Here is a 23,750-nt window from a genome sequence, read left to right on the forward strand (position 1 = left end):
CGCATCTTCGGGGCAGGTTAGGGCAGAGTATGTCCTGCAGCTCGGAACAGCCGATACCATTCCTCGCGGGTCAGTGAGACAGAAGAACCGGCCGCGGCTTCGACGACACGTTCCGGCTTCGTAGTGCCGAGGACGACCTGGATCTTTGCCGGATGACGGGTGATCCAGGCGACGGCAATACCCGTCGGCGTGACGCCATAGGCCTTCGCGAGTTCGTCGATGGCGTCGTTCAGATCGGCGAAATTTTCACGGTCGCCGAGGAAGACACCGTCGAAGAAGCCCTTCTGGAACGGCGACCAGGCCTGCAGCATCATGCCGTTGATGCGGGAATAATCGAGCAGGCCGTTGTCGCGATCGATCGATTGATCAAGCCCGGCCATATTGGCGGCAACGCCCGATGCGATCAGCGGCGCATGGGTGATGCTGAGCTGCACCTGATTGACGATGAGCGGTTGCGTGACCGCGGTCTTGAGTAGTTCGACCTGGCCAGGCGTATGGTTGGAAACGCCGAAATGGCGGACCTTGCCGGCAGATTTGAGCGTGTCGAAGGCTGCTGCGACTTCCTCGGGTTCGACAAGCGTGTCTGGGCGATGCAGCAGAAGGACGTCCATATAGTCAGTCTTCAACGCTGCGAGCGACTGATCCACCGAGGCCAGAATATGCTCGGCAGAGAAATCGAAGAATCCCTTGCGAATGCCGACCTTGCTCTGGATGATAAGCCTCTCGCGTTCGGCGGCGGTGAGTGAAATCGCCTCGCCGAAACGAGCCTCGCAGCGATGCGGAGCACCGCCATAAATGTCCGCATGGTCGATAAAGGTCACGCCGGCATCGCGTGCGCCGCCGACCAGCTGCTGGATTTCGCCATTGCTCATATTGGCGATCCGCATCATTCCGAGGATGATGCTCGACACGTCGAGGTCGGTCTGCGGAAGCCTATAGAATTTCATGATGAATACCTCAGGGGTTGCGAAATAACTAAATGGTTATCCGCTTATTACGGGAACGGCGGCCGCGTGGCTAGCCGGAGCTGTTGCTGTCAACGACCGATGGCGTCGAGAATTCGCAGATGTCGGCTTCGGATTCCGCCGCTCCCTTTGGACGAAACTCCCATGATAGGCTAGAGATCGCCGTGGTCCAGCAAGGACATCGGCTGTCAAATTGGAGGAAATCTGCGTGGCGGATCAAGCAAAACTGGCGGCATCCCGCCGGGCTGCACAACGGGTGACCCTGCGCACTGTGGCGAAGTCGCTCGGCCTTTCCGTCACGACCGTCAGCCGCGCCTTGAAGGATGGCCCCGAGGTCAACCGGGAGACGATCGACCTTGTCAAAAAAGCCGCGTCCGATCTCGGTTACCGACCGAACCTCGGCGGCATCAATCTGAGAACAGGCAAGACACATGCCGTCGGCGTCATCATGCCGTTCCATCGGGAGGGCGAGATGAATATCGTGGTAGCCTCACTGATCGAGGGCTTCTGCGGCGCAATGAAACAACATGGCTACCGCACGACGGTCGCCCCACAGTTTCAGGCTGACGACCCGCTGACAACCGTCCGGGATCTTGTCGAGGAGGGGACCGTCGATGGTCTCATCCTTACTCATACGAGGCCTCAGGACGATCGGGTGAAATATCTGCTGGAAGTCGGCATGCCCTTCGTCACCTTCGGCCGCACCGAGCTGCTCAGCAAACATCCGAGCATCGATATCGACCACGAGGAGATCGGCGCGGCTGCGGCGGCGCGACTGCTCGATGCCGGACACAAGGCGCCGCTGCTGGTCGCGCCCTCCAGCCAGTTCACTTACAGCCTGCAATTCATCAAGGGCTGGACAGCTGAGTTCAACCGTAGGAACCTGACTGTTCCTGACGAGCGGATGTTCTTCACCGCAACCACGCCTGATAGCGGCAAGAAGATTGCCGTGGATGCGCTTGTCAAATATCCCCAGGTCACGAGCGCCTTCGTGGCAAGCGACGAGGCAGCCCTCGGCTTCGTTTCCGCTCTGGCCGATCTTGGGCGAAMGGTCGGCGAGGATTTTTCCATCGTGACCTATTCCGGCAGTCGTCTCCACGATTTCTACAATCCGCCGCTCAGTACCTATTATTTTCCAAATTTCATCATCGGACAGCGTCTGAGCGATCTCCTCTACAGGTCGATGCAGGGCGAGCCGGCATCCGGCCTGAGCGAGATTGTCCGCGCCAGTTTTGTCGAACGCCGCAGTGAATTCAGCCTGCGCTAAAAATCCCTCAGAAATATTGCGCGAGTCAAGTCATTCGTAACGTTACGAATTCGTCTTTTCCTACCGCAATGCGGCAAAAGTTCGTTGAGGGAGACGTTGACAGTATAAGCTTTGCCATGCATTCGTAACGTTACGAATTGACTTTTGGGCGGGTTGGAGCGCTCCAAAGGGAAGACAAAGACGCTACGACAATGATGGGAGGACGGCGTGGGTGCTCAAGCACTTTTTTTCGGTTCGCCAATTTGGACGTTCAACTGGAATCCGCCTTATGCGGCGCCTCTGCGCCGGCTGGCGGCCACCGGTTGCAAGGGTTTCGAGCTCACTGCATGGTCGGTCGACATGCTCGGCTATTACACCGACGAGACGATCCGCGAACTCAAGTCGATCGCTGATGGTGAAGGGCTGACGCTGACCAACTTCTTCTACAATCTGCCGTTTTCGCGTGATGATAACGCACCGGTCTCTCGCGTAGACCTAGATGCTTATAAACGCGGCGTCGAGCTGGCGGCAAAGATCGGCACGCCGATCATGACAAGCATGACGCCTTATCCTTTCCAATCGGATATCAGGCCGATCCTGCAGCGGCCGACGGCCCAGGAATGGTCGGCTGTCGTGAAGCCCGAATGGGATTGGGCGGAGGAATATGAGGTCGTCGTCGAAGGTTTCGCGGCAGCCTGCGCCATTGCCGCTGATGCCGGGCTGCGTGTCGCCATCGAGCCGCATCCCTATCGCTGGGTTAGCTCAGGTCAGGGAATGCTGCGGTTGATCGAGCGCACGGGCGCTCCCAATCTGGGGCTCAATTTCGATCCAAGCCATCTCTTTCCTGCCGGTGACATGCCACATTACGTGGTGCTGTCGCTTGGAGACCGGATCTACAACACGCATTTCTCCGACAATGAAGGGCACACCAATGCCCACTGGCGCCCCGGCCGTGGCAAGATCGACTGGAAGGCGATTTTCGCGGCCTTGCGAACGATCGGCTATTCCGGACCGATCACTCTGGAGCTCGAGGATGCACCGGGCGCATCGCACTGGACCCATTTCCGGGAAGCCACGCCGGAATTCGATTCCGAAATGAAACGCGGCATCCGCTACCTGCGCGACTGCGCTGCCGAACTCGACATCATCATCGCCTGAGGAACACAAATGAGCGGGAACAGCCCCATGAAGGTCGGCATCGTCGGTGCCGGGAATATCAGCGCCACCTATGTCGCGACGCTGCATATGTTCGATTTCATTCGCGTGAAGTCGATCTATGATCTCTACCAAGAGCCCGCGCGCAAGCTTGCCGAGCAGTTCGGCGTCCAGTCGGTGTCGCTCGATTCAATGCTCGCCGACCCCGAAATCGGCCTCATCATCAACTTGACCACGCCGACCGCTCACTATTCGATCAGCAAGAAGGCGCTGCTTGCCGGCAAACACGTCTACTCCGAAAAGCCGCTCGGGGTTTCCATGGAAGAAGCCGAGGAACTGATGGCCCTTGCCCGCGCTGGCGATCTGCGGCTCGGCTGCGCGCCCGATACTTTCCTTGGCGGCGGTCATCAGCTGACGCGGCGTCTCTACGATGAAGGCCGCATCGGCACGGCGATTTCCGCAACCGCCATGCTGCTTCTGCCTGGTCACGAGCATTGGCATCCCAATCCGGCCTTCTTCTACGGTCGCGGCGGCGGGCCGATGCTCGATGTCGGCCCCTATTACGTCACCAATCTGATTGCTCTTCTCGGGCCGGTTCGCGAAGTCTTCGGCGCTGCCAAGGTCACCCGCATAGAGCGGACTGTGAAGACGCAGCCACGTTTCGGCGAGACGATCAAGGTGCTGACGCCGACGCATCTGACCGGCGTCATGGAGTTCCATAGCGGAGCGACGGTGACGATCGCCACGAGCTTTGACGTCATCAAACACAAGCACAACCAGATCGAAATCTACGGTTCCAAGGGCTCGATGGTAACGCCGGACCCGAACAACTTTACGGGCAAGGTCGAGATCTTCGCCGAGGGAAATGAGGCCTGGGAGGAGGTGGCGGTCGACCATCCCTATGTCGAAGGCGTTCCCGGTCACCTCGGCCTGAGAGGACTGGGTGCTGCCGAGATGGTGGATTCATTGCGTTCCGGCAGGCCACATCGCGTCTCGTCGGAACTCGCTTTTCATGCGCTCGAGGTGATGACCGCCTTTGAACGGTCTGCCCAGTCGAAACGCCCGGTTGCCATCCGCAGCAGCTGCGGGCGCCCAGATCCGATCCCGAAGCATTTGAAGGAAGGCAGGTTCACGTAGGGCTCCTCCCGGCCGGTCGGGCGATGCGCGAATGCACCGTCCGCCGAGGGAGAGGCCTTAGGCCGCTAGACGTCTATCGCTGTTTCGGGTTTGCCACCGTCTTCTGAGCCGAACGTTTTGGTGCAGGCTTCTCTGTGGCGAGCCCCGCCGCTGGCGCCGCGGGCGTTGCGGATCGGATATCGCTGGTGATCGATTGCGCTGCCGCGATCACCGCCTGTTTGATGTCTGCTACGCGCTTTTCGTCGACGCCTGTGACGAAAGGAACGCTGACAGCTGCAATGACGGTGTCCTGATGATCCCTGACCGGCGCTGCGATTGCGTGAACGCCGGACATCTGCTCGCCCATGTCCCGCGCCCAATTCTGCTTGCGGATCTGCGCAAGCTCTTCAAGCATCTGCTTGGGATCGGTAATCGTCTGGTTGGTGAAGCGCTCGAGCTTGGTCAGGCGCCGCTCGATGTCCTCCTGCAGTGAAAAGGCAAGCAGGATCTTGCCGGCGGCACCTGCATGAAACGGCAGGCGCTGGCCGGCCGTCGCCGATAGCGCATATTGGCCATGCCCCTGCGCCGAGGCGACAACCAGAATATTGTCGCCCGATGGTAGCGTCAGCTTGCTGCCTTCACCCAGAAGCTCGGAGATCTTGTTGAGATGCGGCTGCGCGATCGCCAGCAGGTCGTAACTCGCAACGGTCGGCGCGACATGGGCCGCAAGTGTCAGGAGGCGGCGGCCAAGCGTATAGCTTCCCGCTGGCGAGCGATGCACGAAATCGTAGGCGCTCAGCGTGTTGAGCATCCGGTAGACGGTGGTGCGTGACAGCCGTACCGCTTTGACCACGTCGCGGATCGTCGCGCCTTCCGGCGTTCGTTCCAGAAGCGCGAACACCTCCACCATCTGCTCGATGACGGGGATACGATATTTCTGCGCGGCGTCTTCACTAATGTCGGTCATTGAAAATCCTGCTAGGCCCATCAGGCAATGCTTCGCCTTCCATAAGCAATGCGTGGAGTTCACGCAATCGCGGCTCCTTTCGATTGACTCCGGCACGCGAATGCCGATAAATTCTTACGTGAACTTATATCAGTTCAAATACGAAACGTCACGTCGATTTATTCCGCACGCGGCGTTCCGAAAAGATGCCGGATCGGGAGGTTCGGCGAGTGGCTGCGCCAGTACGCGCCGTGAAACGGAAAGACGGAGGAGGATGCAATGAAGAGTGTGAAATCGATCGGACACGTGGCCGTCAGTGTGAAGAACATCGACAGCTCGCTCGACTTCTATGTCAACAAGCTCGGCTTCGACGAAATGTTCCGACTGGAGCGCGACGGCCGCCTGTGGATCGTTTATCTCAGGATCACCGACACGCAGTTCATCGAGCTGTTTCCGGAAGGTGTCGGCGACAGCGCGCCGCCTTTTGCCAATGTCGGCTATAACCATCTTTGCCTCGAAGTCGAGAATATCGACGAGGCGATCGCTGATATCACCAGCCGCGGCGTTGTCCTGACGGCTGAAAAGAAGCTCGGCGTCGACAACAACTATCAGGCCTGGATCGCCGACCCTGAAGGCAACCGCATCGAACTGATGCAGCTTGGCACAGATGCGATGCAGACGGCAGCCGTTCGCCGCATCAATGGACGGGGCTGAGCCATGGATCTTTTCAATCATCTCGGCCATATCGCATTGCGCGTCAACGACCTCGACAAGTCGCTGGCCTTTTATCAGAAGCTCGGCTTTCGCGAGATGACGCGCCTGCTCAACGATCAGGGCGAGGCATGGATCGTCTATCTGCGCATCAACGATGATCAATACCTCGAGCTTTTCCCGAAGGGCGTGAAGAGGCCGGAATCCGGCCCTGACGTCATCGGCATCTTCCATATCTGCCTCACCGTCGAAGATATCGACAAGACGTTCGAAGAGCTTGCGAAAGTTGGCATCCAGCCCAGCAAGCCAAGGCCGACCAAGCTCGGCATCGACGGTAATCGCGGCGCTTGGATCGAGGATCCCGATGGCACGCAGATCGAGGTCATGGAGATGGCGCCGGATTGCATTCAGCGGCAGGCCATCAAAAGACTGCATAAAGAATCAGTCTGAACCAACTGTTTCTGCGGTAGTGGCAAATAACGAGAGAGAACCCGGCAGTCACCTGCCGGGTTCTTTCGTTGCGAGATGTCAGAAGATCTGGTCGTAGGCGTCCTGCATCGCCTGCACGAACTCGTCATCCGTCCGCTTCGGATCGCTCCAATATTTGTCGGCTTCCTGCCAGATGGTGCGATACCAGTCAGCATCTGCCATATTGAAGGGGTTGGAAACCTGCTTCGTTGGATCCTTCAGCGTCTCCAGAACGAGCTTGTTGCAGGCATCAAGGTTCGTCGTATCGGCATCGGTGCGAACAGGGCTTGCACCCTTCTTCAAGACGAACTCGGCATTGAGCTTTGGATCGACATCGAGCTTGGCGAAGTCTTCCTGGGCTTTTGCGGTGTCAGCATTGTTGGTGTTGAGGAAGCCCCAGGAATCGACGGTAACGACGACAGCCTTGGTTCCCGGGATGTTGATGCAGTCGAAATCCTCGCCGAGCTTCTTCTGCGCGGCCATGAACTCGCCCTTCATCCAGTCGCCGTGGATCTGCAGCAGGGCCTTGCCGGTAATAACGAGATTGGTCGTGTCGTTCCACTGGCGGTTCGGGGAACCTGGATCGGTGTGGTCGGCGATCTGTCGGAAGCGTTTCAGCGCCGCCCGCATTTCCGGCGTATCGATCACCGTACGGTCGGGCTTTTCACCATAGAACCGATTGTAGATGTCAGGACCTTCTTCCGAGGCGATCAGGGCCTGCAGCAGATAGGCCTTTTGGAACTGATCGCCGCCCTGGGCGATCGGGATATAGCCGGCGGCCTTGACCTTGTCGAAGGCTGCGAAGAGGTCGTCGAGCGACTTCCAGGATTTCGGGTCGACGCCTGCGGCTTCGGCGACATGTTTGTTGTAGTAAACCATCCCGTCGATATGCACCGTTGCCGGCGCCTTCATGATCTCGCCGTCGACAGTAATGTTCTTGAGAACCGAGGGCGGGAAGTTCTTCGTGGCGCCGATGCTGTCGAACAGCTTGGTGAGCGGCACGCCGAGGCCCTGCTTGTTCAGATCCCTATAGATGCCGGGATCGGAATTCATGAAGATCGCAGGCGGATTGCCGCCGGTGATCATGTTCATCAGGCTGACATTGGCGCCGGAGTCATGCGCGATCGACAGGTCTTTCCATTGGTGACCGTCCTTTGCCCAGGCATCCCTGAGAACGCCGAGTGCGGCAATCTCGGATGGCTTGGACCAGGTGTGATAGACGACGACTTCATCTGCCCAGGCGTTCGCGGCAAGTGTGGTCGCGGCAAGCAGGAGCGATAGTCTCTTCAGCGATTTCCATTTTGTCATGCAACATTCCTCCCTTTGTAATCTCATCAGATTGTTCTGATCACAGGCGCTGGCCGGTCGGCGCATCGAAGACGTTGAGTTTGGTCAGCGGCAGATAAACGGGCAGAGCCGGCTGGCCGCGATAGCGGTTGGCATCGCGCCCATCGATGCGCACGGCGATGCTCTTTCCCGACATGGTCAGGAAGGCGAAAGCGTCAGGTCCGGATTTCTCGAAATATTCGACAGGGCAATCGAAGCGCACGGTATTGCCGGCATCCTGGCGCTCCTCGACCAGAAGCTCCTCTGCCCGGAAGCCAATCTTGACAGGCTTGCCTTCAGCAGCTTTTGTCTTCCACTTGTAGTCGCCGAGGCTGATGCGGATGCTGTCCTTCTCATCCACCGCAACGAGATCGCTGCCGTCACGCCTGACGACACAATCGAGCAAGTTCATGGCCGGCGAGCCGACAAAGTCGGCGACGAAGAGATTGGCCGGCTCGTTGTAGATCTCATCGGGTGTGCCGAATTGCTGGATGACGCCTTTGTTCATCACCGCAATCTTGGTCGCCATGGTCATGGCCTCGACCTGATCGTGGGTCACATAGACGACGGTATTTTTGAGCTGGTTGTGGAGTTTCTTGATCTCGATGCGCATCTCGTTGCGCAATTTGGCGTCGAGATTCGAAAGCGGCTCGTCAAACAGGCAGACGCCATATTGTTTGACCAGCGCCCGGCCGATCGCMACGCGCTGGCGCTGGCCGCCYGARAGCTGGSRCGGCTTGCGSTSMAGCAGGTGCTCGATCTGCAGCAGYTTGGACGCCCAGTCGATCCGCCTATCCGCCTCCGCCCGCGTAATGCCGCGGGAGGACAGCCCGAAATTCATGTTTCCGCGCACAGTTTTGGTGGGGTAGAGCGCATAGGACTGGAAAACCATGGCGAGGCCCCGATCCTTGGGATCGAGATAGCTCACATCCCGCTCATCGATGAGGATTTCTCCGTCGTCGATTTCGAGCAGCCCGGCCAGAAGATTGAGAAGCGTTGTCTTGCCGCAGCCGGAAGGTCCGAGCAGCACCAGAAACTCGCCGTCGCCAACGCTGAGGTTCAGGTTCTCGATGACCGTCAGCGCACCGAACTTCTTGACGATATTGTTGAATGCGATGGAAGGCATGCCTCTATCCCTTGATGGCGCCGGCAGTGATGCCCTGCACGAAAAATCTGCCGAGAACGAAGTAGATGACCAGCGGCGGCAACGCGGTGAGCAGAGCCGAGGCCATGTCGACCGCATAATTCTTGGCACCGGTCGTCGTCACCGTGATGTTATTGAGCACGACCGTCATCGGCTGCGTGTCCTGCGCGCCGAAGGTCAGACCGACCAGAAAGTCGTTCCAGATGCCCGTGATCATCAGGATCAGCACGACGATCATGATATTGCCGGACATCGGCAGGACGATCTCGAAGAAGATCCGCCAGAAGGAGCCGGAATCGATCATTGCCGCGGCGATGATCTGCGGCGGCATTCCCTTGAAATAATTGCGAAAGATCAATGTGAGGAAAGGCATCGACAAGACGCTGTGAATGACCGCGATGCCGAATGTCGTGCCGTAGATATGCAGTGAGCCGGTGATCTTGATCAGCGGATACATGATGATCTGAAACGGCACGAAGGCGCAGATGAAAAGCACGAAAAGAAAGGCGTTTGCCCATTTGACGTTCCAGAGCGCCAGCCCGTAGCCGGTGACGATCGAGAGCGAGATCGTCAGCACCAGACTGGGGGCAAGGATATAAAGCGAGTTGACGAAGCCGACGCGCACGCCGTTGCAGTTCATGCCGGAACAGGCCTGCATCCACGCATAAGACCAGGCATCGACCGTCCAGGGCGAGGGTAGCGAGAAAATCTGTCCCTCGCGGATCTGATCCATCGTCTTGAAGGATGTGACGACGACCACATAGAGTGGAACCGCGAAGAAGGCGGCTGCCATCAGCAGGAAGACGAAGATCACCACCCGGCTTGGCCGGATCAGCGGGCGCCGGCGCACTTTCGTCGCGCGGCCGGGTTGCGATGTAGCGGATATCGCCGTCATGCGTCCCTCCTTTGCCGGATTGCGGTGATGATGACGAGCGGCAGGAAGAGGACGAGTGTCGTCAAAAGCATGACGGTGGCACCCGCCGAGGCGAAGCCGAGATTTTGCTTCTGCCAATAAGCATCGATAACGAAATAGGCCGGCATGACCGATGCCCCGCCCGGTCCGCCATTGGTCATGGCGACGATGATGTCATAGGCCTTCACAACGCCGATGCAGAGCAGGATGATGCAGGTCAGGAAGGTGAGTTTCATCATGGGAATGATGACCTCGATGTATAGTCGCCAGAAGGGCACGCCATCGAGGCGCGCGGCCTGCCAGATCTCGGTATTGATCGACTTCAGGCCAGCCAACATGAGCGCCATGAAGAAGCCTGTCGATTGCCAGACCGCCGCCAGAATGACCCCGAACATGACGGTGTCCTGGCTCGCAAGCCAGTTGAAGGAGGCGCTCTCCCAGCCCATCGAGTGCAGAACATTTTCGACGCCAAGGCCCGGATTGAAGAGCCAGCGCCAGACGAGGCCGGTGACGATCAGCGAGACCGCAAGCGGATAGAGAAAAACCGTGCGGAAGATGCCTTCGCCATGCACCTCCTTGTCGATCAAGGCTGCGAGAATAAAGCCCATCACGATCGACAGCAGACTGCCGATGGCAAAGATGACGAGGTTCTGAAGCGACAGGGTCCAGGACGGATCGTGAAACAGCCGCCAATACTGCTTCCAGCCGACCAGTTCATAGTCGGGAAAGCGCCTGGATGCCGTGAAGGAGAGATAGACGGTCCAGCCTATCGCCCCAATGAAAAAGACAAGCGTCAACAGCGCAGCAGGCGTAACGGCCAGATGCGGAATGACGCGGCTCCATCGGATTCCCATGAGCCTCCTCCTCCTCCTCAGGTTGACAGCGCTCCGCTCCTCCGGATCGCTGCTATCCTGTTTCTATATGAACTATATGCAGTTCATAACGGATCAACTATAGGAATCAAAAAATTGCGATGTCAAATAACAATTGGCTGCGCCCTTCGGTATTGTTCGCGCTCAAGTTGGAAAGGTGAGGGCTCTCGGACCACCGATCAATCGAAGAACATCTGCTCTTCTTCCGCGAGATACTGTCTTGCCCGTTCGGGCACGAGGTCGACGCCCATGCCCGGCCGTTCGATCACATCGACAAAGCCATCCTTGACGATCGCCTGCGGCAGCCCTTCGACGATGTCGTACCACCAGTCCGGATCGCCGGTCGTATATTCGAAGGCGATGAAGTTACGAGGGAGGGTGGCGCAGACCCGGATGAGCACCGACGCCAAGCAGCACCTGGAACGAATTCATCTTCGCGCTCTGATTTGCGACGCATTCCTCGGTCAAGACCCTGCCGATCGGGCTTGCCGAATTCTCGACCGAGTTCAACACCGATTGGGGAGCGGTTATGGCCGCCTCCATGGTGATGACGGTGCCGATCGCTCTCCTGTTCCTCTTCTTCCAGAACCTTTTCGTCGGCGGGCTGACGGCAGGAGCGACCAAGGGCTAATTGGCCTTCTGCTCAGAGTGAGGATTGCGCGCGCTCGACAGGTTCGGCTTCAACCGAAAGCGCTTCGCCAATCGCATAGAAATGGCCACCCGCGACGTGGTGCAGGCTGCGCCATTCAGGGCCGGCCGTTTCAAAATGCCAGTGTCCATCGCGGAACACACGATCGTCTGCCCATGCCGCCGTTACTTCACCGATGAACAGGTCGTAGGCATGCTGGATATGAGGCTCATTGATCAGGTTGCAGGCGAGCCAGGCAGAGCAGCCTTCCACGAAGGGCAGGTCCTGTCCCGGCACGTCGAAAATAGAAACCCCCGACTTCTGCAGCTTGTCCGGCTCCTCAAACAGGCTGCGGTTCCCGACCTCGCGCGTCAGCGACAGCTGGGCAACCGTTGGCACCTGTATGAGGAAACGCCCGCTCGCCTCGATCAGCGTGCGCGTTTGGGCACTCTTGTCGACGACGACGGTGAGCTTCGGCGGATCGATGTCGAGCCCGCAGCACCATGCGGCAGCCATGACGTTGTCGATGCCGTCGTGGCGCGCCGAAACCAGGATCGTTGGCCCGTGGTTGATCAGGCGAAAGGCCTTCTTGAGTTCAACAGCCTTCATATGCTCGTTCATTTGAAGCCCACAGTGGTGAAGTTGTAGTTCGGGTATTTCTCCGCGCACTAAGACGATGTGAGGCGCTGCGAAATTGCGTGATTTCCTGATGACGTTTGGAGAATCTGATCGCAGTGCATCATAGCCGGTTTGCAAGGGTAGGGGATCAGGCTCCCTCGTGCAATTATGCCACGAACACCTCGGCCGGGGGTGCAGCGGAGGCGGGGAGGATGACATTCCGACTTTGCGAGATCAGGACATTCTAACTTTGCGGTGGAGAAGCTGTCGGCCAAAAGACGTCTGGCGATCTGCTCCGGTGACCAGTAAGTCTCCAGTTTCTCAATGACCAATGCGATGCAAATGCGGATGGCGCCGAAGCTTTCTCAAACGCCGTCGCCGTTCCCTGGCGATGCCATCGGCAACGATCGAGAAACAGGGGTCGAGGGGGCCTGCGGCTCTGGGACGAGGAAGAGAAATCCGACGAATTCCAGCCTCAGAACGAGCACCGGCGTCTTTCGAGAAATAGCAGCCAAGCGATCCCGAGAAGACCAGAGAGCGCACTGACCACCGCAGTGCCGGAATAGCTGGTGATGGCTGTGCCGGCGGCAAAGAGAAGGGCGCTCAGTCCGGCGCTGAGGAAGATGTTGACGGAAATCAGTGCGCTGCCGAGACCGGGCCGCTCGGCAATCAGATCCTGCAGATAGGTGATGGGAATAGAGATCAGTGACGCCGCGCCGATGCCACTGATCAAGGTGAGGGCATAGACATGCCAAGGCTCGTGGGCAAAAGCCAGAAGCAGCAGGTAGACGGCATAGATCAATGCCCCGGCTGCAAGGGCTGCGAGTTGGCTGATGCGGCGCAGCAGGCGCGACCAGACGATGATGAAGATCACCTCGAGGAGAGCGACGATCCCGACCAGAATACCGATATCAGCGACAGTGCCGCGGGCGGCGCCGGTTACGACGAGGGGGAAGATTGCATCGTTCACATGCAATGTGCTGCTGATCAGCGCGATGGCCGTGATCCGGCTGAAGATTTTCGGGGAAATCACCTGGCCGAGTGCGGCGAGATAGGAGAGATGGTGGGTGGCAGCGCGATCCGTGCCGCTCTGACGGGGCAATAGGAAGCCGACGAGCCCCACACAGACCAGACAGGAAATCGCGGCGAAGAGATAGGCTGGCAGCATGGTCGAAGAGGAGGAGAGCAAAACCCCCGTGAGCCCAGGAACCAGGACCCAGGAAAGCGAGATCATCGCCCGAACGCCGGAATTGACTGTCGCCACGTCAGCCGGCGCCATTCCATGGGCTGCGGCCCGGACATTGGCAAAGAGCAACGAGTTCAGGCAGCCATAGACCGGCAGTAGCAGAAGCGCGCTGAGGACAAATATGTCCTGCGTCGGGAAGAAGAAGACCGCGCCATAACCGACAACGCCGAAGGTCGCCGCAACAAGCATCATCGAACGATATTCACCGAGCCGGTCGGCAAGATTGCCAAGCAGAATGCTGACGATCACGTTGACCGCCGCTGCGGCGAAGATCAGCGCCGCATAGAGTTCATTCGACAGGCCGAGCTCGCGGATGCCGACCACGGACCGATAGGGGGTCGTCGTCGCTCCGGCAAATCCGAACGTGAAGATGGCGATCATGCTCACCCGGATTGCAGGATTACGGAAAACGTCGGGTATCAAGCGGTTCATTATCGTCGCCAGCTGGCTTTGAGGCGATCCTTGTGCGGAGGGGGAAACCGCGTCCGCACAAGGATCGTCATGATCAATCTCGGTCGCGCCTGAGGGTGGGAAGGCGCGCATGCGGCGTGTAGCCGAAATCCTGATTCAAGGGAAAGACAAAGCGGGCGGCCTGATGCTCATCCGATACTCGATGCCTTGACCGACCAAACCCTCGGTAAGGGCTGGCGATTATCACCCCGATGTCAATCTTCATCGTTGCCAGCTCAAAGCTTCGGGCTAAGCGCCACGATCGCAGCGAAACGGTCCCAATCCTTCGACGCTTTCGGGGTCCAGGCAGCTTCGGCAATTGCCGGAAGACGTGGGAAGACGAGGCGGTTGAAATAGCCGCGCGACAGGAAGTGCTCCGACCAGATGCAGGCCTGGACGCCTTTCAGCTTATGCTTCAATTCCTCCGGGAATTCGCCGGCTGCCTCATAGGCATAGGTGTGGGCCGGCGGCACCGTACCGGCCCAGCTCGCGCCCGGTTCTTGGAAGGCTTCGGCCTGGACCATGTCGAGATAGTAAGCCTGGCCCGGCGTCATGACGACGTCATAGCCTTGTTCGGCAAGCTCGATGCCAACCTGAGGATTTTCCCAGGCCATCAAGAGGCTGTCCTTTGCCGCGACCCCGCCGCCATGAGCGACCTCGTTCCAGCCCGCAAGCTTGCGGCGGCGCTTATCGAGCATCGTCTTGATCTGCTTCAGGAAGTAGGACTGCAGACCGAACGTGCCGGAAATGCCTTGTTCCGCCATCAGCCTCCTGGCAAGGGGCGAGGCGAGCCAGGAGCCGTTCGCCACTTCATCGCCGCCGATATGGATGTAGGATGAGGGGAACAGCTCGACCATTTCGTCGAAGACCTTTTCCAGGAATTCGTAGGTCAGCGGCACGGCCGGATTCAGCGCATTGTTCGGATAGCCCTGAACCGAATGGTAGCTCTCCGGTGCCTCCTGGCCATCAGTCAGTTCGGGCAAAGCAACCAAAGTCGCCGCGTTATGGCCGGGGATGTCGATCTCCGGCACGACCTCGACATGAAGGGCGCTTGCATGCGCGACGATGTCTCTGACATCGTCCTGCGAGTAGAAGCCGCCCACAGGCTCCGCGCCATTGCCAAGCTGCGGGAGCAGCGGTTCGTCCGGGCCCCGCAACACGCCCGTTGTCGTCAGCTGCGGATAGGCCTTGATCTCCAGACGCCAGGCCTCGTCATCGGTCAAATGCCAGTGGAAGATGTTGAGCTTGAACCAGGCAAGGATGTCGAGCAGCCGCTTGACGTCATCAACCGGATAAAACTGCCTGGAAACGTCGAGATGGCAGCCGCGCCAGCTATAGCGGGGCCGGTCGGAAATCGTTCCGGAAACCGGGAATTGGAATTTGCCCTTGCTGACCCGCGCCCCGTTCAGCATTTGCGCGAGCGAGGTCAGGCCATACTGGCGCCCAGCGGCGCCGGAATAGGAAAGTGTCACGCGATCGGCCGAGAAGGTCAGCCGGTAGGCTTCGGCGTCGAGCGAGGCGTCCTTGCTGAACGTAAGGGTGCGCCCCTGCGGCGAGGCGACCAGATTGAAAACTGAATGGTCGCTTTCGAAAAGGCGGCGGGTTAGCGAAATGCAGGCGGATATTGCCGACAATTCGTCTGCGCTGGCACCCTCCGGATAGAGAATGACCGGAAAACTATCGCCCGGTTTCGCATCGATTTCGGCCGGCCACGGCTGTAGCGCAAAAGGCAGATCGAGCCGGCCCTTGGGCAAAAGCGCGGGCGGAGGCTCGCTGGCGCGGCCCTCAAGCAGCAGATCGGAAACGGCGACCGGCACATGTTTACCGGATGACAATGTGAGATAGGCGGACTTTGCTCCATCAGTGCAATGCCGTGCCGGCCGATGCAGGCCGGCAACCGTAAAGATCCAGCTTTCGCCGGCAGTGAGGATCAGTCCGGCCGGCGGTTCGAATTCATGAAAATTGGCGTTGCGCCTTAGAAAGGTGGCATTGTCGCATGCGGCGGCATCGATCACCCGTGTGAGCGAGGTGTAGACAAGCTTGAAACCGGAAAGCGCCTTGCTGGAAAGATTGAAAAGCGTGAAAGTAAAGGCGCCATTCGGTCCGCCATTGGGGTTCCAGCTGCTTTCCAGGCGATAGTCGGCCGGTTTCATATCTCGTTCCTCTCGGTGTATCCTATGAATTTCAGTAGTGCTCGGACTGGGAAAAAGTACGGGCAAGCTCGGCCTGGCCGGCTGTCAGGCCGCAATCGACCGGCAGGCAGACGCCGGTAATCGCCGCAGCCTGGGGACTAGCCAGGAAGGCGACAGCATTGGCGACGTCTTTCGGATCGACCACGCGCTGCAGCGGATACCAGCGACGGGCATCCTCGAACACATTGGGATTGGCTGCAGCGCGAACTTCCCAAGCCTGCGTCTTCACCGTTCCGGGGGCAACGGCATTCGCGCGGATGCCGAATTTTCCATATTCAACGGCGACCAGCCGGGTGAAATGCAGAAGGCCGGCCTTGGCGGCGCTGTAGGCAGGATGCCCGAACACGTTCATACCGTTGACCGAGGCAATGTTGACCATGGAGCCCCGCGACGCTTTCAGCTGGTCTTCGACGGCGCGAAAACAGAGAAATGCCGCTTCGAGATTGAGTGCATTGTCGGCACGCCAGATCTCAGGCGTCGTATCATGCAGGCTGACGGCGCGGGCTGCACCCGCATTGTTGACGAGCGTGCGTAGGCTGCCGAGCTGAGCTGCGCGCCCGGCAAGAGCCGCAACGCTCGTCTCGCTGGTTACATCGCATTCGACGGCGACGAAACGATCGGCCGGTCCAAGCCTGCCGGCAACGGCTGCCGCAGTGGCGGGATCGATATCCGCAAGCAGAATGACGTCATGATCGGCGGCGAGTCGATCGGCGATCGCCGCGCCGATATCGCCTGCTGCTCCTGTCACAATGGCCACTGATTGCGTCATTGTCGCTCCCTCTTGTTGATCAGTCTCCTAGCAGCTGCTTGTCATCCCCATCGCGGTGTGTGACCAGCTGCTGCTTGATGCGTCTCAGCGTCGTCGCCGCCTTCGGTTGGATGGCGTAGGCGACGAGGCTCGCTAGGATATCGATGGTTGCGATATAGGCGATACGCGTCGATGTCGGGCGGAAGATGTTCGTTCCTTCCGGAAGATCGATCGGCACGACGATCCCGGCGGCTCTCGCGACCGGGCTGTCGGTTTGCGTCAGCGCAATGGTCCTGACCTTGGCCTCGCGTGCCAGTGCAAAGGCCCGCACCAGCTCGGCGTTGCGCCCTGAAAAGGACGAGCCGATGATCACATCGCCAGCCTTCGCTGCCGCCGCCATCATCAGCTGCATGCTATGGTCGGAACTGGAGGTGATCCTGAGACCAAGGCGAAAGAGCCGATTCTGTAGTTCATCGGCGATCATCGAAGAATTGCCGCCCGATCCGAAGGCGTAGATCATCTCCGCTTTGGCGATCTGCGCAACAGCGGCCTCGATTGCGGTCAGGTCCAGCGAGCGGTGCAACAGAAAAAGGGCGTTCTGCGCCTTGGTGATGATATCCTGAGCGACATCGGCCGGATCGCTGCTCTTTGATTCCGGCTTCAGGTAACGCACGCCGACATGGGCGGTGCGGGCAAGCTGTACCTTGAAATCGGAAAAGCTGTCGCAGCCGAGGCGGCGGCAGAAACGTGTGACCGTCGGTGGCGAGACTTCTGCGCGTTCGGCAAGCTCGATGATCGAGGCATTCACGGCGAATTCGAAATCGTTGACGATGATGTCGGCGATGCGGCTCTCGGAGGCGGAGAGGCGGCTCCTGTCTTCCTGCAATGTGGAAAAAATATCCAAGCCTGTCCTCCCGCCGATCCGTCAGTCAACTCTTCTTCTTGTAGGCAACGCAGTCGATTTCGACCTTGCAATCCACCATCATGGACGATTGGACGCAGGCGCGGGCCGGCGGATGTGCGCCGAAATAGTCCTGATAGATTTTGTTGAATGTCCAGAAATCGCGCGGATCGTCCAGCCAGACGCCGACGCGCACCACGTCCTCGACGCCGTATCCGGCCTCGTCGAGAATGGCGAGCACATTGGCGATCGTCTTGTGCGTCTGGGCAATGATATTGCCGTCGATAATCTCGCCGTTTTCCATCGCCACCTGACCGGAAACATAGAGCCAGCCATCAGCCTCGACCGCGCGCGCGAAAGGCAGCGCCTTGCCGCCGGCGCCGGTCTGAACAGTGCCATATCGCTTGATGGACATGTCGGGATCCCTGCAAATTATTTTCTTGATAAGTTGACAAGGGACCATAGAAAGCAGATTTTGACCAGTGAAAAACGCCATTTATGAAAAGAATTTAAATCGGGAGCGAAGATGCGTGATCCTTTCAAGAATCCTTTTCCGTCCTCCGATACTGCACGGCACGCCATCTGGGAGATGCTAGTGCCCCGCGACATCGACGCATTTCTGGCAGCCGACTGGTCGATGGTCGAAGATGATTTCGTTGAGGAAGGCTTCATCGGCATCGATGGCCGCAAGCAAGTCAGCCCCGACAGGTGGCGTCTGGCGTTTCCCGCACTTTCGGCCTATCGCGACGAGTGGCTGAGACAGGCAAAGGATTTTGCCACACAGAGCTTCGCGGAGGATACCCGCACCGCGATCTTCACCACCACGACGCTCGAGGACATCGAGATCGAGGGCGACATGGCGCTTGTCCGCAAGAAGTTCGACGGAGGCCTGACGAAGAGTGATGGCACCCGCGATATTATGCAGTGGCAGACGCTCTACTATTGCAGGCTCCACGAGGGGCGGTGGAAGATCTGCGGATTTACCGGCTACCTGCCGAACCCGATGGGTTGAGGCGGGACCGCAAAACAAGGCCAACTCATTTGCGCATTTTCACGGCAGCACTGGCGACCGAAACCAATACGTTTTCCCCGATCTGTGTGGATCGCCGCGCTTTCGAAGCGTCTCTTTATGCCCCACCCGGCCAGCATCCGGAAACGCCCACACTCTGCACCGCGCCGATCACTGTCGGTCGCCGCGTCGCCGCTGAAAAGGGCTGGGAGCTGATCGAGGGCACGGCAGCCTGGGCAGACCCGGCCGGCCTCGTCAACCGTCAGGCCTATGAAGGGCTGCGGGACGAAATTCTCGACCAGCTCCGCGCCGCAATGCCTGTCGATGCCGTGGTGATGGGGCTGCATGGGGCAATGGTGGCCGCGGGATATGAGGACACGGAAGGCGATCTCCTGACGCGCATCCGCGACATCGTTGGGCCTGACGTATTGATCTGCGCTGAACTCGATCCGCATAGCCATCTGACCCGGAAGCGCATCGCGGCGCTGAATTTCGCGATTTATTTCAAGGAATTTCCGCATACGGATTTCGTCGACCGCGCCGAGGATCTCTGGCGCATCGCCGTCGATGCGCTTGAGGGCAGGGTCGAGCCGGTCAATTCCGTATTCGACTGCCGGATGATCGATGTCTTCCCGACCTCGCGCGATCCGATGCGTTCCTTCGTCGACAAGATCATGCGGATCGAGAAGGAAGATCCGGAAATTCTGTCGATCTCCGTAGTCCACGGCTTCATGGTCGGCGATGTGCCCGAGATGGGCACCAAGCTGCTTGTCGTCACCGATAACAATCCGGAAAAGGGTGCGGCGCTCGCGCGCGACCTCGGCATGGAGCTGTTTTCCAAGCGCGGCACCTTCATGGTGCCGCAGATCGACGAGAAGGAAGCTGTATCGCGAGCGATGGCTGCCAAAGCCTGGCCGGTCGTCATTGCCGATGTCTGGGACAATCCGGGTGGCGGCACCGCCGGCGACGCCACCGTCATTCTCGAAGAACTTTTGGCCCGCGGTGTGCAAAGTGCTGCTGTCGGTACGATCTGGGATCCGATCGCCGTTCAGATCTGTTTTGCCGCAGGCGAGGGGGCCGAAATTCCCCTGCGGTTTGGCGCAAAATCAGCGCCCGGGACCGGTAATCCCATCGACGGGATGGTGAAGGTCGTCAAACTGGTGAAGAATGCCGAAATGCAGTTCGGCGAAAGCCTGGCACCTTTCGGGGATGCGGCCCATATCGTTCTTGATGGTATCGATATCATTCTGAACTCGACGCGGGCGCAGAGCTTCGATCCGAGCCTGTTTTCGGTGATGGGTATCGATCCGACCAAGCAGAAGATCCTGGTGATCAAATCGACCAACCATTTCTTCGCATCCTTCTCGAAGATCGCTGCTGAAATCCTGTACTGTTCGGCAGGAACCCCCTATCCCAACAATCCGGCGACGACCCACTATCGCCGTGCGCCGAAGACCATCTGGCCGATCGCGGCCGATCCTCATGGAACCGAACGCGGAGCTGCCTGAGATGCATGACAACCGGTTTGCCGTCATCGCCAAGGCTGGAGACAGGATCGCCGATCTTTCCACGCCCCGCCCGATCATCGACGAAGACAAGCTGGCCGCCAACATATCCAGGGTCCAGTCTTATATGGACGAGCATGGGCTGAATTTCCGCCCTCATATCAAGACGCATAAGATACCGGCGCTCGCAGCGGCCCAGGTCGCGGCCGGCGCCAAGGGCATCAATTGCCAGAAGGTGACAGAGGCAGAGGTCTTTGCCGAAGCCGGTTTCGAAGACATCCTGATCACCTTCAATATAATCGGAACCCCGAAGCTCAAACGGCTCGCTGCCCTGAACGATCGCATTTCGGGTCTCAAGGTCGTTGCCGACAGCGACGTGACGGTCGACGGCCTGTCTTCACATTTTTCCGGCCGCAAACCGCTGACCGTCCTCGTCGAATGCGATACCGGCGGCGCGCGCTGCGGCGTCCAGACGCCCGAACAGGCGGTCTCGCTCGCCGGACGCATCGTTGCGGCCGATGGGCTGACATTCGGTGGTATCCTCACCTATCCGAAGCCGCAGGCTGCCGATGCCGTCGAGGCTTTCATCCAGGCTACGCTGAAACAGCTGGCGGAAGAGGGAATTGCCTGCCCGATCGTCAGCAATGGCGGCACGCCCAGTCTCTTTCAGGCGCATCTGGTCAAATCGGCGACGGAGCATCGGGCAGGGACCTATATCTACAATGACCGTCAGATGATCCGGATGGGACATTGCACAGAAGACGATTGCGCAATGCACGTCTTGGCAACCGTCGTATCGCGGCCGAATGCCGATCGCGCCATCATCGACGCAGGCTCGAAGGCGCTGACCTCCGATCTTCAGGGCTTTGCCGATTTCGGCCTGGTCGTCGGATATCCCGAGGCGAAAATAACCAGCCTCTCGGAAGAGCACGGCGTCATTGACCTTTCGGCCTGCACCGGTGCGCGGCCCCAGATCGGCGAAAAGCTCTTCATCATCCCGAACCACACATGCGTGGTGTCGAACCTGTTCGACACTATGGTCTTCCATCGCAACGGCATCGTCACGCGCGTCGAGGACGTCGCCGCGCGCGGGCTCGTCTGGTAACTGATCAATCGACCGTTCAGGCCGTTGCAGGTGCCAGCAGGTTCATGTCGATATCGGTAAGCTCGACGCGACGGTCGAAGGCGACACCGTCTTCATCAAAGAGATGGCAATCGGTAGCGTTGATGCCGACGGCAACCGGCGCGTCTGCGCGGATGCCGACACTGCCGGGCAGCATGGCGCAGAAGTTCTCTGTCTCGCTACCGAGCGCAGCATAAGCCACAGTATTGGCGCCGAGCCGTTCGATGACGCTCGGTGTCACCGTCAGCGAAACGTCGCCGGAGCTGAGCTGGATATGTTCCGGCCGGATGCCGAGCGTCAGCGGCTTGCCGACCATGCCGTCGCGCGGCGCTACCGGCAGTGTCGCGGTCTGGCCGCGATAGTCCACGGTCACGCCTGCCTCGCTTGCGGATGTGCAGGTGACAGGCAGGAAATTCATTTTCGGATTGCCGATGAAGCCGGCAACAAACTGGTTGGCGGGCTTGTGATAGAGCTCGAGCGGCGCACCGGTCTGGGAAATATTGCCGGCATCCAGCACGACGATGCGGTCGGCCATCGTCATGGCTTCCACCTGGTCGTGCGTTACATAGATCATGGTCGCCTTCAACTGCCGGTGCAGCTTGGCAAGTTCGATGCGCATGTCGGCGCGAAGGGCGGCGTCAAGATTGGACAGCGGCTCGTCAAACAGGAAGATTTTCGGCTCGCGGACGATGGCGCGGCCGATCGCCACGCGTTGACGCTGTCCGCCGGAAAGCATGCCGGGTTTCTGCTGCAGCCTCGTTTCGAGATGCAGGATACGTGCAGCATTCTCGACCTTGGCCTTGAGCTTTTCCTCCTCCATCTTTTCCACACGAAGAGGGAAGGCGATGTTTTCGAAAACCGTCATGTGCGGGTAGAGCGCATAGGACTGGAAGACCATGGCGATGCCGCGCTTGACCGGCGGCAGGTCGTTGACCCTGACGCCATTGATGATGATGTCGCCCTTGGTTGTCGCGTCAAGACCTGCGATCATGCGCAGGAGGGTGGACTTGCCACATCCCGAAGGCCCGACGAAGACAACGAACTCGCCGTCCCTGACGTCGAGCTCGACGCCTTTGAGAACTTCGTAGTCGCCATAGAATTTTTGAACCTTGTTGAGCTGAAGCTGTCCCAAAAATCTGTCTCCGGTCCCGGCCTGAACGCGCATGAATTGGTCGGTGAGGATCGCAGATCGTCAACCTGCGATCCTCGACGTCGATTTACTTGAAGGCCTCGATCTCGCCTGCAGCCTTCTTCAGAGCGGCTTCAGGCTCGGCCTTGCCGGTGACGACGGACTGGACCATCTCGATCATCGAATTCTGGAAGCCCTTGTAGTCGGTGAAGAGCGGCTCGGGACCACCGTAGCTGATGCCCTCAATGAACGGCTTCCAGAAGGGGTCCTTGGCAACGAATTCGTCGACCTTTGCGGACGGACGCAGCGGGGTGAGGCCTGCGCCGCCTTGCAGCTCGTATTCACCCTGGATGTCGGGTGAGGTGATGTACTTGGCGAATTCGATCGCCTTGTCCTCGACGCCCGAGCCCTTGAAGATTGCAAGGCTGTCCGTGATCAGCAGCGTGCCTGCACCCTTGGCGTCAGGACCGAGCGGCAGCGTGGTGACACCCCAGTTGATCTTCGTATCCTTCAGGCGATAGGCGGCACCTGAGCCAGCCTGGATCATCGCGACCTTGCCATCGAGGAAGATGGCGCGGACTTCATTCTGTTCATAGGCGGTCGGGCCTTCTTCGGCAGAGGCCGAAATGTCCTTATATGCCTTCAGCGCTGCCAGGATCTGCGGGCTGTCGAGCGTGATCTTGCCTTCGGCATCCGTCACGGCGCCATTGTTGGTGTAAACCCAATGCATGAACTGATGCATCGTGTTGTCGAAGGTCTTGGCAGAAAGACCGAAGCCCGGAATGCCGGTCTTTTCCTTGATGGTCTTTGCCATCTGGATTTCTTCGGCCCAGGTCTTCGGCGGCGTCTCGGGGTCGAGGCCGGCCTGCTTGAAGAGGTCCTTGTTCCAGTAAAGCGCCTTGGTGGAGAAGGCGATCGGAACGCCCCACTGGTTACCGTCGAAGGTGACCGTGTCGACGATATGCGGGTAATAGCCCTTCTTCTCGTCATCGGCCATCGGAACGGGAACGATGAGGTCGTTCTGCGCGAACTCCTTCAGCGTGCGCGAGCCGACATAGGCCATGGCGACCGGCGTGCCGGCGGCAGCCAGCGTCGTTGCCTTGTCCTGGCACTGGGCCCAGCCGACGACTTCCGGCGAAACCTTCCAGCCGGCGTTCTTCGCTTCCCATTCCTTGATATATTTGGTGTGGATCGGGTCGATCGTGTCGCCGCAATAGATCCAGCTGATTTCCTTGTCGGCTGCCTGGGCCGTGACCGCGGTCAGTGCCGTCGAACCAAGCAGGGCGAGCGCCATAAGGCCAGTCTTGATGGTAATGCTCACGTCGTTACTCCCATTCTC

Annotated in this window: 22 protein-coding genes and 2 pseudogenes; 8 read left to right on the forward strand and 16 right to left on the reverse strand. The window is 59.1% G+C overall.

What is annotated here, in order from left to right; all coding sequences use genetic code 11:
- Positions 1-17 precede the first annotated feature (17 nt).
- Positions 18-947 (reverse strand): aldo/keto reductase, encoded by a 930-nt coding sequence (locus AC1DTN_RS31505; RefSeq protein ID WP_442207473.1) that lies wholly within the window; start codon positions 945-947, stop codon positions 18-20.
- Between the two features lie 226 nt (positions 948-1,173).
- Here AC1DTN_RS31505 and AC1DTN_RS31510 point away from each other — a divergent pair, with 226 nt between their 5' ends.
- The 3 genes from AC1DTN_RS31510 (at position 1,174) to AC1DTN_RS31520 (ending at position 4,503) form a co-directional block, all read left to right on the forward strand.
- Entirely contained in the window at positions 1,174-2,232 is a 1,059-nt protein-coding gene (locus tag AC1DTN_RS31510; RefSeq protein ID WP_477924099.1) for a substrate-binding domain-containing protein, read from the forward strand.
- A gap of 207 nt (positions 2,233-2,439) precedes the next feature.
- Entirely contained in the window at positions 2,440-3,369 is a 930-nt protein-coding gene (locus AC1DTN_RS31515) for a sugar phosphate isomerase/epimerase family protein (RefSeq protein WP_113321694.1), read from the forward strand.
- Positions 3,370-3,378: 9 nt separating this feature from the next.
- On the forward strand, positions 3,379-4,503 hold the full coding sequence (locus AC1DTN_RS31520; RefSeq protein ID WP_442207475.1) for a Gfo/Idh/MocA family protein: 1,125 nt from the start codon (positions 3,379-3,381) through the stop codon (positions 4,501-4,503).
- 73 nt (positions 4,504-4,576) lie between these two features.
- Here the strand turns inward: AC1DTN_RS31520 and AC1DTN_RS31525 are convergent, their stop codons facing one another.
- Positions 4,577-5,449 carry an IclR family transcriptional regulator gene (locus tag AC1DTN_RS31525; RefSeq protein ID WP_442207476.1) on the reverse strand — a complete coding sequence of 291 codons (873 nt, stop codon included), beginning with the start codon at positions 5,447-5,449 and terminating at the stop codon, positions 4,577-4,579.
- A gap of 258 nt (positions 5,450-5,707) precedes the next feature.
- Here AC1DTN_RS31525 and AC1DTN_RS31530 point away from each other — a divergent pair, with 258 nt between their 5' ends.
- Together AC1DTN_RS31530 and AC1DTN_RS31535 are read left to right on the forward strand one after the other, a co-directional pair.
- On the forward strand, positions 5,708-6,142 hold the full coding sequence (locus tag AC1DTN_RS31530) for a VOC family protein (RefSeq protein WP_310389007.1): 435 nt from the start codon (positions 5,708-5,710) through the stop codon (positions 6,140-6,142).
- 3 nt (positions 6,143-6,145) lie between these two features.
- Positions 6,146-6,589: a VOC family protein gene (locus AC1DTN_RS31535; protein WP_442207477.1), complete on the forward strand. Its 444-nt coding sequence runs from the start codon at positions 6,146-6,148 to the stop codon at positions 6,587-6,589.
- Between the two features lie 78 nt (positions 6,590-6,667).
- On the opposite strand, the gene AC1DTN_RS31540 is transcribed toward AC1DTN_RS31535, so the two are convergent.
- From AC1DTN_RS31540 to AC1DTN_RS31595, 12 genes and pseudogenes are all read right to left on the reverse strand, one after another.
- The gene (locus tag AC1DTN_RS31540) at positions 6,668-7,915 is read right to left on the reverse strand and encodes an ABC transporter substrate-binding protein (protein ID WP_113321689.1); all 1,248 of its coding nucleotides are present in this window, start codon (positions 7,913-7,915) and stop codon (positions 6,668-6,670) included.
- Between the two features lie 40 nt (positions 7,916-7,955).
- Positions 7,956-9,059 carry an ABC transporter ATP-binding protein gene (locus tag AC1DTN_RS31545; RefSeq protein WP_477924101.1) on the reverse strand — a complete coding sequence of 368 codons (1,104 nt, stop codon included), beginning with the start codon at positions 9,057-9,059 and terminating at the stop codon, positions 7,956-7,958.
- A gap of 4 nt (positions 9,060-9,063) precedes the next feature.
- The gene (locus tag AC1DTN_RS31550) at positions 9,064-9,972 is read right to left on the reverse strand and encodes a carbohydrate ABC transporter permease (RefSeq protein ID WP_113321687.1); all 909 of its coding nucleotides are present in this window, start codon (positions 9,970-9,972) and stop codon (positions 9,064-9,066) included.
- Positions 9,969-10,844, reverse strand: a complete 876-nt coding sequence (locus AC1DTN_RS31555; protein WP_442207479.1) for a carbohydrate ABC transporter permease — start codon at positions 10,842-10,844, stop codon at positions 9,969-9,971. Before AC1DTN_RS31555 ends, AC1DTN_RS31550 begins: the two co-directional genes overlap by 4 nt.
- A gap of 197 nt (positions 10,845-11,041) precedes the next feature.
- Positions 11,042-11,260, reverse strand: a pseudogene (locus AC1DTN_RS31560) (mandelate racemase/muconate lactonizing enzyme family protein); the annotation flags it as partial.
- 245 nt (positions 11,261-11,505) lie between these two features.
- Positions 11,506-12,111: a flavin reductase family protein gene (locus tag AC1DTN_RS31565; protein ID WP_477924103.1), complete on the reverse strand. Its 606-nt coding sequence runs from the start codon at positions 12,109-12,111 to the stop codon at positions 11,506-11,508.
- Positions 12,112-12,353: 242 nt separating this feature from the next.
- A pseudogene (locus AC1DTN_RS31570) lies at positions 12,354-12,522 on the reverse strand (IS30 family transposase); the annotation flags it as partial.
- 61 nt (positions 12,523-12,583) lie between these two features.
- Positions 12,584-13,786 (reverse strand): MFS transporter, encoded by a 1,203-nt coding sequence (locus AC1DTN_RS31575; RefSeq protein ID WP_442207481.1) that lies wholly within the window; start codon positions 13,784-13,786, stop codon positions 12,584-12,586.
- Between the two features lie 254 nt (positions 13,787-14,040).
- Positions 14,041-15,957 carry a beta-N-acetylhexosaminidase gene (locus AC1DTN_RS31580; protein WP_442207482.1) on the reverse strand — a complete coding sequence of 639 codons (1,917 nt, stop codon included), beginning with the start codon at positions 15,955-15,957 and terminating at the stop codon, positions 14,041-14,043.
- Positions 15,958-15,988: 31 nt separating this feature from the next.
- On the reverse strand, positions 15,989-16,765 hold the full coding sequence (locus tag AC1DTN_RS31585; protein ID WP_442207483.1) for an SDR family oxidoreductase: 777 nt from the start codon (positions 16,763-16,765) through the stop codon (positions 15,989-15,991).
- Positions 16,766-16,784: 19 nt separating this feature from the next.
- On the reverse strand, positions 16,785-17,648 hold the full coding sequence (locus tag AC1DTN_RS31590; protein ID WP_442207484.1) for a MurR/RpiR family transcriptional regulator: 864 nt from the start codon (positions 17,646-17,648) through the stop codon (positions 16,785-16,787).
- Between the two features lie 25 nt (positions 17,649-17,673).
- On the reverse strand, positions 17,674-18,060 hold the full coding sequence (locus tag AC1DTN_RS31595; protein WP_113325728.1) for a RidA family protein: 387 nt from the start codon (positions 18,058-18,060) through the stop codon (positions 17,674-17,676).
- A gap of 111 nt (positions 18,061-18,171) precedes the next feature.
- Between AC1DTN_RS31595 and AC1DTN_RS31600 the strand changes: the two genes are divergently transcribed.
- Genes AC1DTN_RS31600 through AC1DTN_RS31610 form a run of 3 tightly spaced genes read left to right on the forward strand, consistent with a single transcriptional unit; the run spans position 18,172 to position 21,264 of the window.
- On the forward strand, positions 18,172-18,657 hold the full coding sequence (locus AC1DTN_RS31600) for a hypothetical protein (protein WP_442207485.1): 486 nt from the start codon (positions 18,172-18,174) through the stop codon (positions 18,655-18,657).
- Positions 18,658-18,686: 29 nt separating this feature from the next.
- Positions 18,687-20,162, forward strand: coding sequence for a M81 family metallopeptidase (locus AC1DTN_RS31605; protein WP_442207486.1), 1,476 nt, complete (start codon positions 18,687-18,689; stop codon positions 20,160-20,162).
- A gap of 1 nt (position 20,163) precedes the next feature.
- Positions 20,164-21,264 (forward strand): D-TA family PLP-dependent enzyme, encoded by a 1,101-nt coding sequence (locus tag AC1DTN_RS31610; RefSeq protein ID WP_442207487.1) that lies wholly within the window; start codon positions 20,164-20,166, stop codon positions 21,262-21,264.
- 16 nt (positions 21,265-21,280) lie between these two features.
- Here AC1DTN_RS31610 and AC1DTN_RS31615 read toward each other — a convergent pair whose 3' ends face one another.
- Both AC1DTN_RS31615 and AC1DTN_RS31620 read right to left on the reverse strand, forming a co-directional pair.
- A complete protein-coding gene (locus AC1DTN_RS31615; protein ID WP_442207488.1) occupies positions 21,281-22,414 on the reverse strand; it encodes an ABC transporter ATP-binding protein in 1,134 nt (377 codons plus the stop codon).
- An 85-nt stretch (positions 22,415-22,499) separates the two neighbouring features.
- Complete coding sequence (locus tag AC1DTN_RS31620; protein WP_442207504.1) at positions 22,500-23,705, reverse strand: ABC transporter substrate-binding protein; 1,206 nt, start codon at positions 23,703-23,705, stop codon at positions 22,500-22,502.
- Between the last annotated feature and the right edge of the window lie 45 nt (positions 23,706-23,750).

It is taken from the genome of Rhizobium sp. 01T444, from assembly GCF_056398305.1.

Bases quoted from the DNA above. Each gene is read 5' to 3' on its own strand.
- AC1DTN_RS31505 (WP_442207473.1), bottom strand. From the start codon at position 947: ATGAAATTCTATAGGCTTCCGCAGACCGACCTCGACGTGTCGAGCATC.
- AC1DTN_RS31520 (WP_442207475.1), top strand. From the start codon at position 3,379: ATGAGCGGGAACAGCCCCATGAAGGTCGGCATCGTCGGTGCCGGGAAT.
- AC1DTN_RS31525 (WP_442207476.1), bottom strand. From the start codon at position 5,449: ATGACCGACATTAGTGAAGACGCCGCGCAGAAATATCGTATCCCCGTC.
- AC1DTN_RS31530 (WP_310389007.1), top strand. From the start codon at position 5,708: ATGAAGAGTGTGAAATCGATCGGACACGTGGCCGTCAGTGTGAAGAAC.
- AC1DTN_RS31535 (WP_442207477.1), top strand. From the start codon at position 6,146: ATGGATCTTTTCAATCATCTCGGCCATATCGCATTGCGCGTCAACGAC.
- AC1DTN_RS31540 (WP_113321689.1), bottom strand. From the start codon at position 7,915: ATGACAAAATGGAAATCGCTGAAGAGACTATCGCTCCTGCTTGCCGCG.
- AC1DTN_RS31550 (WP_113321687.1), bottom strand. From the start codon at position 9,972: ATGACGGCGATATCCGCTACATCGCAACCCGGCCGCGCGACGAAAGTG.
- AC1DTN_RS31555 (WP_442207479.1), bottom strand. From the start codon at position 10,844: ATGGGAATCCGATGGAGCCGCGTCATTCCGCATCTGGCCGTTACGCCT.
- AC1DTN_RS31565 (WP_477924103.1), bottom strand. From the start codon at position 12,111: ATGAACGAGCATATGAAGGCTGTTGAACTCAAGAAGGCCTTTCGCCTG.
- AC1DTN_RS31575 (WP_442207481.1), bottom strand. From the start codon at position 13,786: ATGAACCGCTTGATACCCGACGTTTTCCGTAATCCTGCAATCCGGGTG.
- AC1DTN_RS31580 (WP_442207482.1), bottom strand. From the start codon at position 15,957: ATGAAACCGGCCGACTATCGCCTGGAAAGCAGCTGGAACCCCAATGGC.
- AC1DTN_RS31585 (WP_442207483.1), bottom strand. From the start codon at position 16,765: ATGACGCAATCAGTGGCCATTGTGACAGGAGCAGCAGGCGATATCGGC.
- AC1DTN_RS31595 (WP_113325728.1), bottom strand. From the start codon at position 18,060: ATGTCCATCAAGCGATATGGCACTGTTCAGACCGGCGCCGGCGGCAAG.
- AC1DTN_RS31600 (WP_442207485.1), top strand. From the start codon at position 18,172: ATGCGTGATCCTTTCAAGAATCCTTTTCCGTCCTCCGATACTGCACGG.
- AC1DTN_RS31610 (WP_442207487.1), top strand. From the start codon at position 20,164: ATGCATGACAACCGGTTTGCCGTCATCGCCAAGGCTGGAGACAGGATC.
- AC1DTN_RS31620 (WP_442207504.1), bottom strand. From the start codon at position 23,705: ATGGCGCTCGCCCTGCTTGGTTCGACGGCACTGACCGCGGTCACGGCC.